The organism is Streptomyces sp. NBC_01381 (assembly GCF_026340305.1).
Lineage (GTDB): Bacteria > Actinomycetota > Actinomycetes > Streptomycetales > Streptomycetaceae > Streptomyces.
The window spans coordinates 1,937,145-1,956,473 of record NZ_JAPEPI010000002.1; the positions used below are offsets into that span (position 1 = coordinate 1,937,145).

Genomic DNA, 19,329 nt, shown 5'->3' on the forward strand with positions numbered 1-19,329 from the left:
GGAGGCTCACCGCTTCGCCCGCCACTTCTTCTCGAGCCGGCTGATCTGGTTCTGACTGAGACTCACGAGGGACAGGTCCGAAGGCGTACGACCGGCCGTGTCGGGACCGTCGGCGTGCGCGGCGAGCGCCTTCAACTGGGCGACCCACCCCGCACCGAGCCGCTCCACGTCCTCGCGCGCGAGGACGTCACGCGGCCACGACCAGGTGGCCGTCAGCTGCGGCCCCGAAGGCCCGTCGGCCGTCACCGCGTTCACCATCAGCGCATGCGTCAGACGCATCCGCGGGTCGAGGCCGCCGGTCGCCGGGACACCGTCCACCTGCTGCCAGTCGCCCGCGCCGCCGCGGGCCCCGCCTGCGGGCAGCCGCCCGAAGTAGTTGAACGCCACCTGCGGTTCCGGCAGCGCGGCGAGCACCGGCGCGGTCCGCGGGTTCAGATGACGCAGCAGCCCGTGGTCGATACGCAGCTCCGACGCGGCCCGCAGCTGCTCCTTGACCCGTTGCAGGGCACGCCCGGCGGCCGGTCCGCCCCGCCGGAGCTCGCCCCAGGACACCCGCCCCGGATCGAGCCGCACGGGAGTCACCGCGGTGAACCAGCCCACTGTCCGGGACGTGTCGACCCCGTCGAACAGACCGTCCTCCCTGCCGTGCCCCTCGACATCGACCAGCAGGGAGTTCCCGGCAGGGCCGCCCGATGAGCCCACGCCGCCGCGGGCGTTGCGCCACTGGGCGATCGCGAGAACGAACGCCGTCAGGAGTACGTCGTCCACGCCGGCGTGCAGCGCGGCGGGCACCCGGCCGACCAACGCCTCCGACAACTCCACCGGCACCGTCACACGCAGCGAGAGCAACTGCTCAGCCGTGTCGACCGAAGAACTCAACTCCCGTTCCCCGAGGATGGATTCATCCCCCGCCAGGGTCTCGGTCCAGTGGGTGAGAGAGCCGTCCCGGCGTGGGTCGACGGCAAGCGCGCCGAGCCGCTCCGCCCAGCCCTTGAAGGACGTCGGCACCGGTGCCAAGTCCGGTGTCCGCCCCGCGAGCACGGCCGCCCCCGCGGCGGCGAGATCGGGCAGCAGGATGCGCCAGGACACGCCGTCCACCACGAGGTGGTGAACGGTGAGCAGCAGCCTGCCGGGCTCCTGCGGCCCGTTGTCGAACCACACGGCCTGCACCATGACCCCGTCGTACGGCGCCAGGCGTTCCTGAGCCTGCCGGGCATGGTCGGCCATCAGCCGCTCACGCTCGGCCGCAGTCACGCCGGCACAGTCCACACGGGTCAGCACCTCGTCGGCCTGCTTCCCCCCGGCAGGGGGAACCTCCAGGGCAGCCTCGCCCCCGTCACCGGCATGCGTCAGACGGGCCCGCAGCATGTCGTGACGGTCGAGCAGGGCCTGCACGATCTCCACCAGCGGGCCGCGCCCGATAGCGGCGGGCACCTGCACCAGCCTCGCCTGGAAGAACGTGTCGAAGGAGTGCCCCGGCTCGATCAGCCACCGCATGATGGGCGTCAGCGGCACCCGGCCCACACCGTCGTCCGCCACCGGTTGAGCGCGGCCGACGCCCAATGGACTTGCGGTACGCGCCAGTTGCTTCGGTGTCTGGTCCTTGAAGATGTCGCGGGGTGAGATGTCGAGGCCGTGCTCGCGGGCCCGGCTGACCAGGACGATGGAGCTGATGCTGTCGCCACCGAGCGCGAAGAAGCTGTCGTCGACGCCGATGCGGGCGGGGTCGAGACCGAGAACCTCCGCGTAGAGCGCGGTGAGGGACTTCTCTTCTGGGGTGCTGGGGGCGCGGGTGGTGCTTGTGGCGCCGAGCGTGTAGTCGGGTGCGGGGAGTGCTTTGCGGTCGAGCTTTCCGTTGGGGGTGAGGGGGAGTTCCGTGACTGTGACGACGGCTGCGGGGACCATGTAGTCGGGGAGTCGGTCGGCCAGGAGGGTTCGGGTGGCGGCGGTATCCGCGCCGTGAGTGTTGTTCTCGGGTACGACGTATCCGACGAGGCGGTGGTCGCCGGGCCGGTCTTCGCGGATGACGGCGGCGGCGCCGGCGAATCCCGGGCAGGCCGTCAAGGCGGCTTCGATCTCTCCGAGTTCGATGCGGAAGCCGCGCAGCTTGACCTGGTCGTCGGCGCGTCCGAGGAAGTGCAGGGTGCCGTCGTTGTTCCAGCGGGCGAGGTCGCCGGTGCGGTACATGCGGGTGCCGGGCGGCCCGTAGGGGTCGGCGACGAATCGCTGACCGGTCAGCCCCGGCCGTCCCAGGTAGCCGCGCGCGACGCCCGCACCAGCGACGTACAACTCACCAGGAACACCGGGAGGTACGGGGGAGAGCCCCGCGTCCAGTACATACGTGCGTACGTTCGCGATGGGCCGGCCGATGGGCGGCAGGATCGCCCCCGTCAGGGGTTCGCTCATCGTGGCGCAGACCGTCGTCTCCGACGGCCCGTACGCATTGATCATCTGTCGCCCTGCGGACCAGCGCTCGACCGCGTCCGGCCCGCAGGCCTCGCCCGCCACCACCAGCGTCATCGACTGCGGCACATCTGCCACGTCGAGCACGTTCAGGGCGGACGGCGGCAGCGTGCAGTGCGTTACTCCCGCGTCCCGCGCCACACGGCCGAGGGCCTCACCGGGCATCAGGCGCTCGGCACCTGCCAGGACGAGTGCGCCGCCCGAGAGCAGGGCGGTGAAGATCTCCGAGGCGGCGGCGTCGAAGCTGGGCGACGCGAACTGCAGCACACGGCTCCGCGGCCCGATCTGCCACTGCTCGCTCTGCGCGAGGGCGAGGTTCACCAGCCCCGCGTGGTGGGCGACGACACCCTTCGGTACGCCGGTCGATCCCGAGGTGTAGATGACGTATGCCGGGCTCTCGGGGTGGGCTGCGGTGGCCGGATCGGTTGTGTCGGCCGCGTCGAGTCGGGCCAGCCGGGCCTGGAGGGCCGGGTCGTCGAGGCGGAGGACGGGGGTGCCGTCGGCCCAGAGGCCGTCGGTGGTGGTCTCGGTATCGGTATCGGCATCGGTATCGGTGAGGACGAGGGTGGGGCGCGCGTCCCGGACCATGAAGCGGATGCGGTCGATTGGATAGCCGGTGTCGATCGGCAGGTAGGCGGCGCCCGCCTTGAGTACGGCCAGCACGGCGACGATGAGCCGGGGTGATCGGGGCAGCGCGAGGGCGACGATGTGTTCCGGGCCGACGCCGCGCTCGATCAGGATCCGGGCCAACTGGTTGGCGCGGGTGTTGAGTTCCGCGTACGAGGTGTGGGCGGCGCCGTCGGCGATCAGCGCGGTCGCGTCGGGCGTGGCGTGGGCCTGTGTTTGGAACAGTTCCGGAACCGTGCCGGAAGGCACGGGCGCGGCGGTGTCGTTCCATCGGTCGATGAGCTGGTGCCGTTCGCCGTCGGACAGGACGCCGACGGCGGCGACGCGGCCGCCGGGGTTGTCCGCGACGGCGCGCAGCACGCGGAGCAGCCGCTCCACCAGCGCGGTCGCCGTTCCCGGCTCGAACAGGTCGGTGCGGTACGTGAGCACACCGGCGATGCCGTCCGGGGCCCCGTCGTCGCCGTGCCGCTCGGCGAGATTGACCGTGAGGTCCATCCGGGCGGCCTGAACGTCGGCGAACTCCCGAACGGCTTCCACCTCTGGGAAATTCACGCTGGTGGGAGGGGTGTTGTTGAACGCCAGCGTGACCTGGAAGAGGGGGTGGTGGGCGAGGGAGCGCGTGGGGTTGACGGCCTCGACGAGGCTTTCGAAGGGGATGTCCTGGTGGGCGTAGGCGTTGAGGTTCGTCTCGCGTACGCGGTCGAGGAGTTCGGTGAAGGTGGGGTCGTCGGTGAGGTCGGTGCGCAGGACGAGGGTGTTGACGAAGAAGCCGACGAGGTCGTCGAGTTCGTCTTCGCCGCGTCCGGCGACGGGGGTGCCGATGGGGATGTCGGTGCCCGCGCCGAGTCGGTGCAGCAGGACGCCGATGGCGGCTTGGAGCACCATGAAGACGGTGGTCTGGGTCGAGCGGGCCAGTGCGGTCAGGGCGTGGTGCAGGCCCGCATCGATGTGTATGGGGAGGGATGCGCCCTCGTATCCGGCCTGCTCGGGGTAAGGGTGGTCGGTGGGCAGTTCGAGGCGTTCGGGGAGTCCGGCCAGAGCTTCTCGCCAGTACGCGACCTGGGCGGCAAGGAGGCTTTCCGGGTCGCCCTCGTCGCCGAGCAACTCCCGCTGCCAGAGGGTGTAGTCGGCGTATTGGACCGGGAGGGGGGTCCAGGCCGGGGATTTGCCGTCGCGGCGGGCGGCGTAGGCGGTGCTCAGGTCGCGGGCAAGGGGGCCCATGGACCAGCCGTCGCCGGCGATGTGGTGGATGGTGAGGACGAGTACGTGCTCGTCCGCAGCATCGTCGTTCAGGGTGAACAGGCATGCCCGCAGGGGCAGTTCGGTGGCGAGGTCGAAGCTGTGGCGTACGGCTTGGTCGATGGCGGTGGCGAGGTCGGCCTCGTCGACCGTCTCGACGGTGAGGTCGGGGCGGGCCTCGGTCGCCGGGCGGATCTGTTGGTGCGGCTGGCCGTCGACGTCGGGGAAGACTGTGCGCAGGGCTTCGTGGCGTTCGACGACATCACCTAGCGCGGCCTGCAAGGCGTCCGCGTTCAGAGGGCCGGTGAGGCGGAGTACGACGGGGACGTTGTAGGTGGGGCTGGGGCCTTCGAGGCGGTAGAGGAACCAGAGGCGGCGCTGGGCGAAGGAGAGGGGCATCGGCCGCGGGCGGGTGGTGGCCGGGAGCAGCGCGGGGCGGCCAGCGGCGTCTGTGCCGGTGTCGAGGGTTCGTGCCAGGGTCGCGATGGTGGGTGCGGTGAACAGATCCCGTATCGCCAGGTCCGTTCCCAGCACCGCCCGTATTCGGCCGATCAGCCGCATAGCGAGCAGTGAGTGGCCACCCAGCGTGAAGAAGTCGTCCTCCACACCCACCTGGCTCGACTCAAGCCCAAGCACCTCGGCGAAGAGTCCGGCCAGGATCTCCTCGCGTGCATCACGCGGGGCGCGTGACGGCGTGCTGCCGCTGCTGTAGTCGGGTGCGGGGAGTGCTTTGCGGTCCAGCTTCCCGTTGGGGGTGAGGGGGAGTTCCGTGACTGTGACGACGGCTGCGGGGACCATGTAGTCGGGGAGCCGGTCGGCCAGGAGGGTTCGGGTGGCGGCGGTATCCACGCCGTGACTGGTGTTCTCGGGTACGACGTAGCCGACGAGGCGGTGGTCGCCGGGCCGGTCCTCACGGATGACGGCGGCAGCGCCGGCGACTCCCGGACAGGCCGTCAAGGCGGCTTCGATCTCGCCCAGTTCGATGCGGAAGCCGCGCAGCTTCACCTGGTCGTCCGCCCGGCCCAGGAACTGCAGGGTGCCGTCGGGATTCCAACGGGCGAGGTCGCCGGTGCGGTACATGCGGGCGCCGGGCGGCCCGTACGGATCGGCGACGAATCGCTGACCGGTCAGCCCCGGCCGTCCCAGGTAGCCGCGCGCGACGCCCGCCCCGGCGACGTACAACTCACCAGGAACACCGGGCGGTACAGGTGCTAGCCCTGCATTCAGCACATACACCCGTACGTTCGCGATCGGGCGGCCGATCGGCGGCACGACGGCGCCCGACAGGGGTTCGCTCATCGTGGCGCAGACTGTCGTCTCCGACGGCCCGTACGCATTGATCATCTGTCGCCCTGCGGACCAGCGTTCGACCGCGTCCGGCCCGCAGGCCTCTCCCGCCACCACCAGCGTCATCGACGTCGGCACATCCGCAACCTCCAGGAGAGGCAGCGCGGACGGTGGCAGCGTGCAGTGGCTGACGCTCGCGTCGCGCAACACCGCCGCCAGGGCCGATCCCGGCGCCAACTGCTCCGCATCGGCGGTCACGAGGGCGCCGCCCGAGAGCAGGGCGGTGAAGATCTCGGAGGCGGCGGCGTCGAAGCTGGGGGATGCGAACTGCAGGACACGGCTGTGCGTGTCGATCTGCCACTGCTCGCTCTGGGCGAGGGCGAGGTTGACCAGGCCCGCGTGGTGGGCGACGACACCCTTGGGTACGCCGGTCGATCCGGAGGTGTAGATGACGTACGCGGGGTGGTCTGGAACCAGAGCCGCCACCCGGTCCGCGTCTCTCAGGTCAGCGGCCGACAGTCCCGCAAGCCGCTCCTCGACCCCTGCACCGTTTAAGACCAGCGCAGTGACACCCTCCTGCGGCAGCAGCCCCACCGAGGCCGAGTCCGCAAGGACCACGCTCGGTCGGGCATCCCGGAGCATGAACCCGATCCGCTCCACCGGATAGGCGGTGTCGATCGGCAGATACGCCGCACCCGCCTTCAGCACCGCCAGAACGGCGACCACCAGCTCCGGAGACCGAGGCAGCGCAAGAGCCACGACCTGCTCCGGTCCCACGCCCCGCTCCACGAGCAGCCGCGCCACGCGATTCGCCCGAGCGTTCAACTCGCCGTAGGTGAACCCCACTTCACCGTCCGCGGACAGCACGGCCGCAGCATCCGGCGCTCCGGCGACCCGCTCCTCGAAGAGGGTGGGCACCGTACTCACCGGCGTCGCCGCAGCCCCCGCCCCCGCCTCCGCCGAGCCACTCCACGCCCCCAGCATGGACTCCCGCTCGCTGGCGGTCAGCAGGCTCAGCGAGCCCACCCGCTGGTCCGGTCCGGCCTTCGCCATTCGTCCCAGGAAGAGGAGGAATCTGTCGACATGGGCGTCGAGTTCCTCCTGGCTGTACATCTGGTTGTTCGCGTCGAAGTGCGCCTCTATGGAGCCTTCGCGCTCACCCTCGTGGAAGGCGATGGAGAAGTCGTCGGTGTAGCGTCGCGAGATGCTGCTCGCCTTGGCCCGGTGGCCGCCGAAGTCGATGTCGTAGTCGAATGCCATGACATTGACGACGGGTCCATAGGGGAGGCCGGCGCCCGTCGTCCAGGCGAGTTCTCGGCGCAGATCCTCCATTCGATATCTGCTGTGCCTGGCCGCACGGGTCGTCTGGGCCCAGACCTGCTTTGCGACCTTGGACAAAGGCAGTTCGGGCCCCACCGCGATGTGCAGCGGAACGACATTGACCGCCATTCCCGGTGTATTGCGCTCGTCCTCGTCCAGACGGCCCGAGACGGGAAGTCCGACGGATACCGTGCTCTCTCCGGTGACCGCGCCCAAATAGGCGGCTGTTGCCACAACGGCCAATACCGACCAGCTGACGCCGAGTTGAGCGGCCGCGGAACGCAACGTGTCCGCGAGATGCGCGTCGAGCGTGGTGCGCTGCCGGAGAATTTCTGTGGGCCTGCTGTACGGCCGGTCGGACAGACTGACCGGGGCAGGGGCGTTGCGGAGTCGCTTGAGCCAGTATCGGCGGTCGGTTTCCTGCTCCTCTGAACCGCGATAACTGCTCTCGCGTTCCAGCAGGGTTCGGAAGGGAGGAAACGGAGTTCCGTCGTCCGGTTGATCGGTGACCATGGCCGAGTAGACCTGGGCGGTTCGGCGGGTGATCAGCGCGGAACTCCACGCGTCCATCACGACGTGATGGTAACGGCTGTAAAGAATATGGGAGTTCGGGCCGAGGGTGAGCAGTGCGGGGGCGTACAACGGCCCTTGTACCAGGTCGAACGCGGTGTCCATGTCCGACCGCATCCATGCCTCGGCAGCTTCGCGCGGGTTCGCATCCGCGCTGAAGTCGACGCGACGTACCGGCACGTGAGCGTCCCGGCGCATCTGGACAGGACCGTCCGAGGCTTCCGGATCGCCGGTTGGGCCGGGACCGTCGGCGATCGTGAACCGCAGCGTCTCTGCCTCGTCGAGAACAATCCGATGTGCCCGCTCGAGAATATCGGGCACGATCGGCCCGTGGATCTCGACCTGCTCGCCGACGTTGTACACCGAGCCGCCAGGCCCCAGCGAACCGGCGAACCAGACACCCAACTGAGCCGCCGTCAACGGCCATTGTTCATCCATGGGATCCGGCACCCCACGCCCCCCGCAGCGACTTGAACCCGGGCCCGGTCACTCGCCGGGCGACTGCATAGTTACACATTGCGCCTTCCGGCTGCACATGGTTTGGCATCCGGTTTCGGAGTGTTACCCGAAGGGTCGGCGACAGTCATCCTTACTGGTGTCTTACTAGTGTTGGATACGCCACAGTTCGGCTCCTTCAACGCGTCTTGCGAGGCGTCAGAACTCGTGCACAGAAGAGGTGTTGGGGCAGGTGGCGCGCATCACGGGTGACAGGTTCGGGCAACTGTAGTAGCGTCTGACCAGGCTCATCGCCACGTGTCGAGATGTATATTCAGCACGGGAGAGCGGGGCCCATGGAAAGCTTTCTCGGGGGAGATCTCAAAGGCATGTCAGGCTTATCTGCGAGTTGTCGTCTATTTGGCTACGGGCGGATCGGCCGATTCGAAAGCCTTTCTCGCTGCCGGGCCCCTTGTTGATTCAAAGCATCTCGGCGATCCCTTTCCGGATCCCTTTCTTTGCGATCCGGCACGTATGGTGCCCGAGCCTTTGTCATCGGTTTCCAAGTCACAAGCAGCGCATGAGTCACGAGTAGCGTCCAAAGTACGTACGGGGAGTGGATCAGCCATGTCGCATGAGCTCGAGGATGTCTGGCCGCTCTCGCCGCTGCAGGAGGGGCTGGTCTACCACGCCCTCCTCGACGGCGAGGGGCCCGATGTCTACGCGATTCAGCTGATCCTGGACTTTGAGGGTGCCGTGGACGGCGTCGCGCTGCGCGCCGCGGGGCAGGCCCTGTTGGACCGGCACGCGAATCTGCGCGCCGCGTTCTGGATCGACGACCTCGACCAGCCGGTCCAGGTCGTCGCGCGCGACGTGGAGCTGCCGTGGGAGGAGGTCGACCTCACCCACCTGCCCGCCGCGCAGGCCGAAGCCGAGTCAAAGGCGTTCGCCGACGCCGAGCGGGCCTGCCGGTTCGACCTTGAAACCCCGCCCCTGCTGCGGTTCGCCCTGCTCAGGCACCGGCCCGACGAAGGCGGTGCCGACCGCGGCCGGCTGATCATCACTCAGCACCATGTTCTCGTCGACGGCTGGTCGTCGCCCCTGATGGTGCGCGAACTGCTCGCCCTGTACGACGCCAAGGGCGACGACAGCGACCTTCCTCCCGTCACGCCCTACCGGGACTACCTGGTCTGGCTCTCCGAGCAGGATCGCGACGCGGCACTCGCCTCCTGGACCACTGCGCTCTCCGGTGCGGAGCCCACCCATCTCGCAAATCCCGCCCCGGCCAAGCTCCTTGACGGCTCCTCAACTTCCTTGCCTGAGCGCTTTGTCACACAGCTCCCGCAGGAGACCACGGCCGCGCTGCTCGCCCAGGCGCGCCGCACCGGCGTCACGCTGAGCACGCTCATCCAGGCCGCCTGGGGCGTACTCGTCGGCCGGATGACCGGCCGGGACGACGTGCTGTTCGGCGCCGTCGTCTCCGGTCGCACGCCCGAGATCCCGGGCATCGAGAGCATGATCGGCCTGTTCATCAACACGGTCCCGGTGCGGGTCCGCGTGGATGCCGCGGACACCTGGTCCGACCTCGCCGTACGCATCCAGGCCGAACAGGGCGCTCTGCTGCCCCACCAGCACCTGGGGCTCACCGAGATCCAGCGCGCAGCAGGCATCGGCGACGCGTTCGACACCGTTGTGGCCGTCGAGAACTTCCCCGCCGACCGTGACAAGTCCGCCGCCGCCCCGGCACCCGGCCTGAAGATCGCGGCGACCGAGGGCCGAGACGCCACCCACTACCCGCTGAGCCTGGCCATCGCCCCCGGCGATGTCCTCCGCCTCCGCCTGGACTACCGCACCGACCGCTTCGACCACGACACCGTCACCACCATCGCCGACCGCCTGCTTCGCCTTCTGTCGGCTGTGGCGGAGGGTGCTGATCAGCGGGTGGGTGCGACGAGTCTGTTGGCTTCTGCTGAGCGTGAGCGTGTGGTGGAGGTGTGGGGTCGTGGTCCGCTGACGGAGGTGCCGAAGGGTGCGGCGGCGTCGGAGGTCTTCGAGTCGTGGGCGGCGAAGTCGCCGGATGCGGCGGCTGTGGTGTCTGCGAATGGGGAGACGGTCTATTCGTACGGCGAGCTGAATGCGCGGGCGAACCGTCTGGCACGGCTCCTGGTCGAACAGGGCGTGGGACCAGAGCAGTTGGTGGCTCTTGCGTTGCCGCGGTCTGCGGATCTGGTGGTCGCGGTGCTTGCGGTGTGGAAGGCGGGTGCGGCGTATCTGCCGATCGACACCGTCTATCCGGTGGAGCGGATCCGCTTCATGCTGAGGGATGCCGGGCCGAGCGTGGTCCTTGTGGACTCCGCCTCGGTGGGGCTGCTGCCGGACGAGGGTTTCACCGCGGTCGCCTTGGACGATGCGGGGATCGAGGCGCGGCTGGAACAGCTTGCGTCCGGTGACTTGCGGGACGCGGACCGTGTGGCGGCTCTGGTTCCGGAACATCCCGCGTACGTCATCTACACGTCCGGCTCGACCGGTGTGCCCAAGGGTGTGGTGGTGGCGCACGCGGGTCTGGTGAATCTGGTGGCGGCGTCGGGCCCGGAGCTGGGGCTGGGTCCGGGGAGCCGGGTGTTGCAGTTTGCGTCGCCGAGCTTTGATGCGGCGACGTGGGACTGGAGTCTGGCGTTGCTGTCGGGCGCTGCGCTCGTGGTGGCTGACGCTGAGGTGCTGGCTCCGGGGGATGCGCTGGCGCGTGTGCTGTGTGATGCGGGCGTGACGTATTGCATGGTGCCGCCGTCGGCGCTGGGTGTGCTCGATGTGGCGGACGTTCCGGCATCGATGACGGTGGTTGTGGGTGGTGAGGCCTGCGGTCCGGATGTTGCCGGGCGCTGGTCGCAGGGTCGTCTGATGGTCAATGCGTATGGTCCGACGGAGTCGACGGTCTGCTCGACGATGAGTGGGCCCCTGTCGGGTGCGGTGGTGCCGCCGATCGGTCGGCCGTTGGGGAACGTACGCGCGTATGTGCTGGATGCGGGGCTCGCCCCCGTTCCGGCTGGTGTTCCCGGCGAGCTATACGTCGCTGGGGCGGGGCTTGCTCGCGGCTATTTGAACCGGCCGGGATTGACCGCGGAGCGGTTCGTCCCCGATCCGTACGGTCCTGCCGGTACCCGCATGTACCGCACCGGTGACCTCGCCCGCTGGAACTCCGACGGCACCCTGCACTTCCTGGGTCGCGCTGACGACCAGGTCAAGCTGCGCGGCTTCCGCATCGAACTCGGGGAAATCGAGGCCGCGTTGACGGCCTGCCCCGGAGTGGCGAGCGCCGTCGCCGTCATCCGCGAAGACCGCCCCGGCGACCGCCGCCTCGTCGGCTACGTCGTACCCGGCACGGACGACGCCACCCCCGACGCGGCCCAGGTGAGGCAAGCCGTCGCCGACCGCCTGCCGGAGTACATGGTGCCGTCCGCCGTGGTGGCCGTGGACGCGTTGCCGTTGATGCCGAACGGGAAGCTGGACCGCAAGGCGCTGCCCGCTCCCGACTACACCGGCGGCAACGGACCCTTCCGCGCCCCGCGTGATGCACGCGAGGAGATCCTGGCCGGACTCTTCGCCGAGGTCCTCGGCATCGAGCCCGGCGGCATCGGCGTGGACGACAACTTCTTTACTCTGGGCGGGCATTCGCTGCTCGCGATGCGGCTGATCGGCCGAATACGGGCGGTGCTGGGAACGGACCTGGCGATACGGGACCTGTTCACCGCACCCACCATCGCAACCCTGGCACGAACCCTCGACACCGGCACAGACGCCACCAGCCGCCCCGCGCTGCTCCCGGCCACCACCCGCCCGCAGCCGATGCCGCTGTCCTTCGCCCAGCGCCGCCTCTGGTTCCTCTACCGCCTCGAAGGCCCCAGCGCTACGTACAACGTCCCCGTCGTACTCCGCCTCACCGGCCCTCTGAACGCGGACGCCTTGCAGGCCGCGCTAAGTGATGTCGTCGAACGCCACGAAGCCCTGCGCACCGTCTTCCCCGACGCTGACGGCCAGCCGCACCAGCACATCCTGCCCGCGGCCGAGGCGGCGGCCCGGTCCGACCTCACCGTCGAGACGATCGGCGAGGCCGACCTCACCACCGCCATCGACCAAGCCGTACGCCACAGCTTCGACCTCGCCACCGAACTGCCCCTGCGGGCCCGCTTGTTCAGCCTGGGCAAGGACGAGCACGTACTCGTCCTCACCATCCACCACATCGCCGGCGACGGCTGGTCCATGGGCCCCCTGGCCCGCGACCTCAGCACCGCCTACGCCGCCCGCCGTGACGGCAACACCCCGGCCTGGACCCCCCTCCCGGTCCAGTACGCCGACTACACCCTCTGGCAGCATCAACTCCTCGGCGACGACGCCGACCCCGACAGCCTTCTCTCCGCGCAACTCGGCTACTGGAAGCAGGCCCTGGCCGACCTCCCCGACCGCATCGACCTGCCCGCCGACCTCCCGGGAGCGGCCGCGGGCGAGCGGCGCGGTGAAGTGGCCCCGCTGCCCTTGGCGGCGGACCTGCACGCCGAGCTTGTCGAGGTGGCGCGGGGGCACCGCAGCACCGTGTTCATGGTGCTGCAGGCAGCCCTCGGCGTGCTCCTGCACCGGCTCGGCGCGGGCACCGACATCCCCATCGGTACGCCGACGGCCGGCCGGGCGCAGCAGGAGCTGGACACGCTCGTCGGCAACTTCGTCAACACCCTGGTCCTGCGCACCGACCTGTCCGGCGACCCCACCTTCGCCGAGCTCCTCGACCGCGTACGCGAGACCGACCTCAACGCCTACGCCCACCAGGACGTGCCGTTCGAGAGTCTGGTGGAGGTCCTCAACCCGGCCCGTTCCGCGGACCATCAGCCGCTCTACCAGGTCATGCTCACGCTGCAGAACCATGAGGCGCGGCAGCTGGAGATCCCCGGTCTCGACGTGTCGACCTCGTCGTGGAACACACAGGTATCGCGCCGGGATCTGACCCTGACCCTGCGGGAGCGGTACGGCCCCGACGGCGAGCCGCTGGGGATCGACGGGGTCATCCAGTTCGACGCGACCCGGTTCTCGCGGGAGCGGATCGAGGCCATCGGGCGCTGGTACCGCCAGGCGCTGACGAGTCTTCTCGACGACCCCGAGCAGCTCGTCGGGGCAGTGGATCTGCTGTCGGCCGCCGAGCAGGAAGAGCTGCTCCGGACGTGGAACGACACCGTCGTGCCCGCCACGCCCGGCACGCTCCCCGAGCTGTTCCAGGCACAGGCCCACGCGACGCCCGACGCGACCGCGCTGACCGTCGACGGCTCCCACACCTCGTACGCGGAACTCAACACCCGGGCCAACCAGTTGGCCCGACTGCTGATCGAGCGCGGCGTCGGCCCGGAGCACATCGTCGCCCTCGCGCTGCCCCGGTCCGCCGAGGTGATCACCGCGGTTCTGGGCGTCCTGAAGACCGGTGCCGCCTATCTGCCGATCGACACCGGGTATCCGGTGGAGCGGATCCGGTTCATGGTCGAGGACGCGCGCCCCACCCTCGTCCTCACCGATACCGATACCGATACCGATACCGACACCACCACCGCCACCGCCACGGCCACCGACGGCCTCTGGGCCGAGGGCACCCCAGTTGTCTTCCTCGACGACCCGGCCGTCGGGCAGCTCCTGGACCGGCAGCCCACCGCCGATCCGGGCGACACCGACCGCGTCTCGCCGCTGGACCCCGCCCACCCCGCGTACGTCATCTACACCTCGGGCTCCACCGGCACCCCCAAGGGCGTCGCCGTCCCGCACTCGGCGGTGACCGACTACCTCCGCGACACCAGCCGCCGCTACCCAGGGGCTCAAGGCGTCGCGCTCCTGCACACCTCCCTCTCCTTCGACCTCTCGATCACCGCGCTCTTCACCCCGCTCGTCTCCGGCGGCCGCGTGGTCCTCGCCGAGCTGCGGGACGACCTGGAGGGGAACGCGGAGGTGCGGTCGCTCGGCTGTGACTTCCTCAAGGCCACGCCCAGCCACCTCGCGCTCCTCGAAGGCCTTCCCGAGGAGATCTCGCCGCGCCGGGAGCTGCTGCTCGGCGGTGAGGCGCTGCTCGGCGATGCACTGCGGAAGTGGCGCTCCGCGCACCCGGACGTGACCGTCCTGAATGTGTACGGCCCGACCGAAGCCACCGTGAACTGCACGGAGTTCAGGATCGAGCCGGGCGACGAAGTGCCCGACGGGCCGGTCCCGATCGGCCGTCCGATGGCCAATACGCGGGTGTACGTCCTGGACGCGGGGCTGCGTCCGGTGCCGCCCGGGGTTCCCGGCGAGCTGTATGTGGCGGGTGCGGGCCTGGCGCGCGGGTATCTGCGGCGGCCCGGTCTGACCGGCCAGCGGTTCGTCGCCGATCCGCACGGGCCCGCCGGGTCCCGCATGTACCGCACCGGCGACCTGGCGCGGTGGAACGCCGACGGCACGCTTGTCTTCCTCGGCCGGGCCGACGACCAGGTCAAGCTGCGCGGCTTCCGCATCGAGCTCGGCGAGATCGAGGCCGCGCTCACCGGCTGCGCGCAGGTGGCGCGGGCCGCGGTGGTGGTGCGCGAGGACCAGCCGGGGGACCGGCGTCTTGTCGGCTACGTCGTCGCGGAGACCGGCGGCGCCGTCGACCCGGCCGAGGTGCGGGAGCTGCTCGCCGCGCGGCTGCCCGAGTACATGGTGCCGTCCGCGGTCGTCGTCCTGGACGGCCTGCCGCTGACCGCGCACGGAAAGCTGGACCGCAAGGCGCTGCCGGCGCCGGACTACGCTGCCGACACCGACGGCGGTGCCGACGGCCGGGGCGAGAAGCCGCGGCGCGACCCCCGTGAGGAGATCCTGGCCGGGCTCTTCGCCGACGTGCTCGGCATCGAGCCCGACCGGGTCGGCGCGGACGACGACTTCTTCGACCTCGGCGGCCACTCCCTGCTCGCCGCCCGCGTCATCGGCCGCATCCGCAGCGCCCTGGGCGTGCAGCTCGGCATCAAGGCGTTCTTCGAGTCGCCCACGGTGGCCGGCCTCGCGCGGCTGTTCGGCGGCGGCACGACGGTACGGCCGCCGGTCCTGCCCGCGGTCCGCCCGGAGCGGATGCCGCTGTCCTTCGCGCAGCGCCGCCTGTGGTTCCTCTACCGCCTGGAGGGCCCCAGCGCGACGTACAACGGCGCCGCCGCACTGCGCATCTCCGGTGCGCTGGACGCGGATGCCCTGCAAGCTGCCCTCGCCGATGTCGTGGAGCGGCACGAGGCGCTGCGCACGGTCTTCCCCGACGTGGACGGCCAGCCGTACCAGCAGGTCGTCGCGGCGGCCGAGGCCCGGCCGACGCTGAGCGTCGAGCCGGTCGGCGACGAGGCCGACCTGGCCGCCGCCGTGCACCGTGCGATACGCCATCCCTTCGACCTGGCGACCGAACTTCCGCTGCGGGCCTGCCTGTTCACCTTGGGCAAGGACGAGCACGTACTCGTGCTGACGATTCATCACATCGCGGGTGACGGCTGGTCCATGGGCCCGCTGGCCCGTGACCTGAGCGCCGCCTATGCCGCCCGCCGCGACGGCAAATCCCCGGCCTGGACCCCTCTCCCGGTCCAGTACGCCGACTACACGCTGTGGCAGCGCCAACTCCTGGGCGACGAAAGCGATACGGAGAGTCTGCTCGCCGCGCAAGTCGGCTACTGGCGTGAGGCGCTCGCGGGCCTCCCGGAGCGCCTCGAACTGCCCACCGACCACCCCTACCCCGAGCAGGCCGGTTACGAGGGCGGCACGGTTCCGGTCCGGGTGGACGCCGAGCTGCACAGCGCGCTGATCGCCCTCGCGCGGTCGCGTCAGACGACCGTGTTCATGGTGCTGCAGGCCGCACTCGGCGTGCTCCTGCACCGTCTCGGGGCGGGCACCGACATCCCGATCGGGACGCCGGTCGCCGGGCGTGGCGAGGAGGAACTCGACGATCTGGTCGGCTTCTTCGTCAACACCCTGGTCCTGCGCACCGATCTGTCCGGCGACCCGACCTTCGCCGAACTCCTGGACCGGGTCCGTGAGACCGACCTCAACGCCTACTCCCACCAGGACATCCCCTTCGAGAGCCTGGTCGAGACGCTCAACCCGGCGCGGTCGCTCGCCCACCACCCGCTCTTCCAGGTCATGCTGGCGTTCAACAGCAACCCGCGCGGCGAGCTGACGTTCGCCGGGGCGAAGGCCGTCCCCCAGGAAGTCCGCACCGGTGCCGCGCGGATGGACCTGACGCTGAACGTGGCCGAGCGGCACGCCGATGACGGGACCCCGGACGGCATCGCCGGCTCGGTCGCCTACCGCACCGACCTCTTCGAACCCGGCACGGTGACGGCCCTGGTGGAGCGGCTGCTGCGGGTGCTGCACGCCGTCGCGGACGACCCGGGCCTGCGCGTCACCTCGGTCGATGTCCTGTCCGACGGCGAGCGCCACCGGCTCCTGGAGGAGTGGAACGACACCGCGACGCCCGTGCCTTCCGGCACCGTCCCGGAGCTGTTCCGGGCCCAGGCGCTGGCCACGCCCGACGCGACCGCGCTGATCGCCGACGGCGCCCCCACCTCGTACGCCGAACTCGACGCCCGCGCCGAGCAGTTGGCCCGGCTCCTGATCGAGCAGGGCGCGGGCCCCGAGCGGACCGTGGCGCTCGCGCTGCCCCGCTCGCCGGAGCTTGTCGTCGCGCTCCTCGCCGTGCTCAAGGCAGGCGCCGCGTATCTGCCGATCGACACCGGATATCCCGTCGACCGCATCCGCTTCATGGTGCGGGACGCGCGCCCAGCCCTGGTCCTTACGCACTCCGGCACCGGCGGGCTGTGGGACGAGGGAACCGTGACGGTCCGCCTCGACGACCCCGCCGTGCGGGAGCGCCTCGCCGGGCTCGACGCGACAGGGCCGCTCAGCGCTCCTGACCCGGACCATCCGGCGTACGTCATCTACACCTCCGGCTCGACCGGGGTGCCCAAGGGCGTCGCCGTCCCGCACTCCGGGGTCGTCAACCGGCTGCGGTGGATGCAGTCCGAGTACGGGCTCGGGGCCGACGACCGGGTCCTGCAGAAGACGCCGGCCGGCTTCGACGTCTCCGTATGGGAGTTCTTCTGGCCGCTGCTGCACGGCGCGACCCTCGTCCTCGCCAAGCCCGAAGGACACCGGGACGCCCGCTACCTGGCGGAGCTCGTGGCGGCCGAGGGCGTCACCACGGCCCACTTCGTGCCGTCGATGCTCGACGCGTTCCTGAACGAACCGGCGGCGCGCGGCTGCACGTCCCTGCGGCAGGTCTTCTGCAGTGGTGAGGCGCTGCCCGCCCACCTGGTGACGCGCTTCCGCTCCCTGCTGCCCGCCCGGCTGCACAACCTGTACGGGCCGACGGAGGCGACCGTCGACGTCACCTTCCACCCGTGCGACGCGGACGGCGACGTACACGACGTCCCGCCGATCGGCCGACCGATCGCGAACACCCGTGTGTACGTCCTTGACGCCGCGCTGGCTCCGGTGGCGCCGGGCGTGGCCGGTGAGCTGTACCTCGCGGGGGCCGGGCTCGCGCGGGGATACGTGAACCGGCCGGGGCTCACGGCGGAGCGGTTCGTCGCGGATCCGCACGGTGTGCCCGGCAGCCGGATGTACCGCACGGGCGACCTGGCGTGCTGGAACGCCGACGGCACCCTCAGGTATCTGGGACGCACCGACGACCAGGTCAAGCTGCGCGGCTTCCGCATCGAACTGGGCGAGGTGCAGGCCGCGTTGGCGGACTGCGCGGGCGTGGCGAGCGCGGCCGTGGTGATCCGGGAAGACCGGCCCGGCGACCAGCGGATCGTCGGGTACGCGGTCCCGCGGGACGGCGCGGTCCTCGACCAGCGGGAGCTGCGCGGGGAGTTGGGGCTGCGGCTGCCCGAGCACATGGTGCCGGCGGCCGTCGTGACGCTGGCGGAACTTCCGCTCACGCCCAACGGGAAGCTGGACCGCAAGGCGCTGCCCGCACCCGACCACACCGGCGCCGCGGCTCCCGCACGGGCTCCACGGGACGACCGCGAGAAGGCACTCGCCGGGCTCTTCGCCGAGGTCCTCGGCCTGGAGACGGTCGGCATCGACGACAACTTCTTCGATCTCGGCGGTCATTCACTGCTCGCGACGCGACTGATCGGACGCATCCGCACCGTCATCGGCGCGGAGGTCGACCTGCGGACGGTCTTCACCAGGCCGACGGTGGCGGAGCTCGCCGAGAACCTGAAGAGCCCCGCGAGGGCCAGGCCGAAGCTGCGGCCACGGTCGCGCTAGCCGGCCCGTACGGACGAAACGCCGAAAGGCACCTGGAACAGAGAGCAGAAGGTGAGTGGAGTGAGCGAGTCGAGCGGGTCGAGCGAGTCGAGCGGGTCGAGCAAGTCGAGTGGGTCGAGCGAGTCGGGCGTCTGGGCGCCCCATGTGGTGACCCCGGACACCGCCGGTGTGCCGGCGACCCATGCAGGTCTGCTGGAAGCGATCGGCGACACGGCGAAGACGGGCGAACTGCTCCTGGCCAACAAGGCCCTGGTCTTCCGCGGCTTCGGCACCTCCAAGGAGCAGGTCGACTCGGCGCTCGACCTGCTGCTGCCCAACCGCCTCGCCTACGTGCACGGCAACTCGCCCCGCACCAAGGTGGGCAGCAATGTCTACACATCGACCGAGTATCCGGCCGAGTTCACCATCTCGATGCACAACGAGCTGTCCTACGCCCGCCGTTGGCCCTCCCGTCTCGCCTTCTACTGCGAGCGGCAGCCCGCCACCGGCGGCGCGACCCCCGTGGTCGACGGCACGCTGTGGCTGAGCTCCCTGGACGAGGAGGTCAGGGCGGCCTTCGGCCAGGGGATCCGCTACACGCAGAACCTGCACAGCGGCTCCGGCTTCGGCAGGAGCTGGCAGGACACCTTCGAGACCTCCGACAAGTCCGAGGTCGAGGCGCATCTCGCGGACGCCGACGTCACCTGGGAGTGGAAGGCCGACGACGGCATCCGGCTGACCCAGCTGCGCCCCGCCACCGTCCGGCACCCGGTCACCGGCGAAGAGGTCTGGTTCAACCAGTTCGACCAGTGGCACCTCGCGGGACTCGACGCCGAGACCGCGGAGATGCTCACCGAGCTCCTGCCGGAGGACGAACTGCCGCAGTCGGTGACCTTCGCCGACGGCACGCCCATTCCCGCCGAGTACGTCGCCCACGTACGCGACAACGGTCTCAAGGCCGCCGTGGACGTGGACTGGTACGACGGCGACCTGCTGCTCATCGACAACGTGGCCGTCGCGCACGGCCGCCGCCCCTACACCGGACCGCGCCGTGTCCTGGTGGCCATGTCGGGGTGACCCGGCCCGCCGGATCCGGATCCACGTCGCGCGGGGAGAGACCGG

The 19,329-nt window shown here is 70.3% G+C and carries 3 protein-coding genes; 2 read left to right on the forward strand and 1 reads right to left on the reverse strand.

Features of this window, described 5'->3' with window-relative positions:
• Window positions 1-6: 6 nt before the first annotated feature.
• Entirely contained in the window at window positions 7-7,944 is a 7,938-nt protein-coding gene (locus tag OG453_RS30255; RefSeq protein ID WP_266871735.1) for a non-ribosomal peptide synthetase, read from the reverse strand.
• Window positions 7,945-8,568: 624 nt separating this feature from the next.
• On the opposite strand from OG453_RS30255, the gene OG453_RS30260 reads away from it, so the two are divergent.
• Complete coding sequence (locus OG453_RS30260; protein WP_266871736.1) at window positions 8,569-18,228, forward strand: non-ribosomal peptide synthetase; 9,660 nt, start codon at window positions 8,569-8,571, stop codon at window positions 18,226-18,228.
• A 60-nt stretch (window positions 18,229-18,288) separates the two neighbouring features.
• Entirely contained in the window at window positions 18,289-19,284 is a 996-nt protein-coding gene (locus OG453_RS30265) for a TauD/TfdA family dioxygenase (RefSeq protein WP_266871737.1), read from the forward strand.
• The last annotated feature ends 45 nt before the right edge of the window (window positions 19,285-19,329 follow it).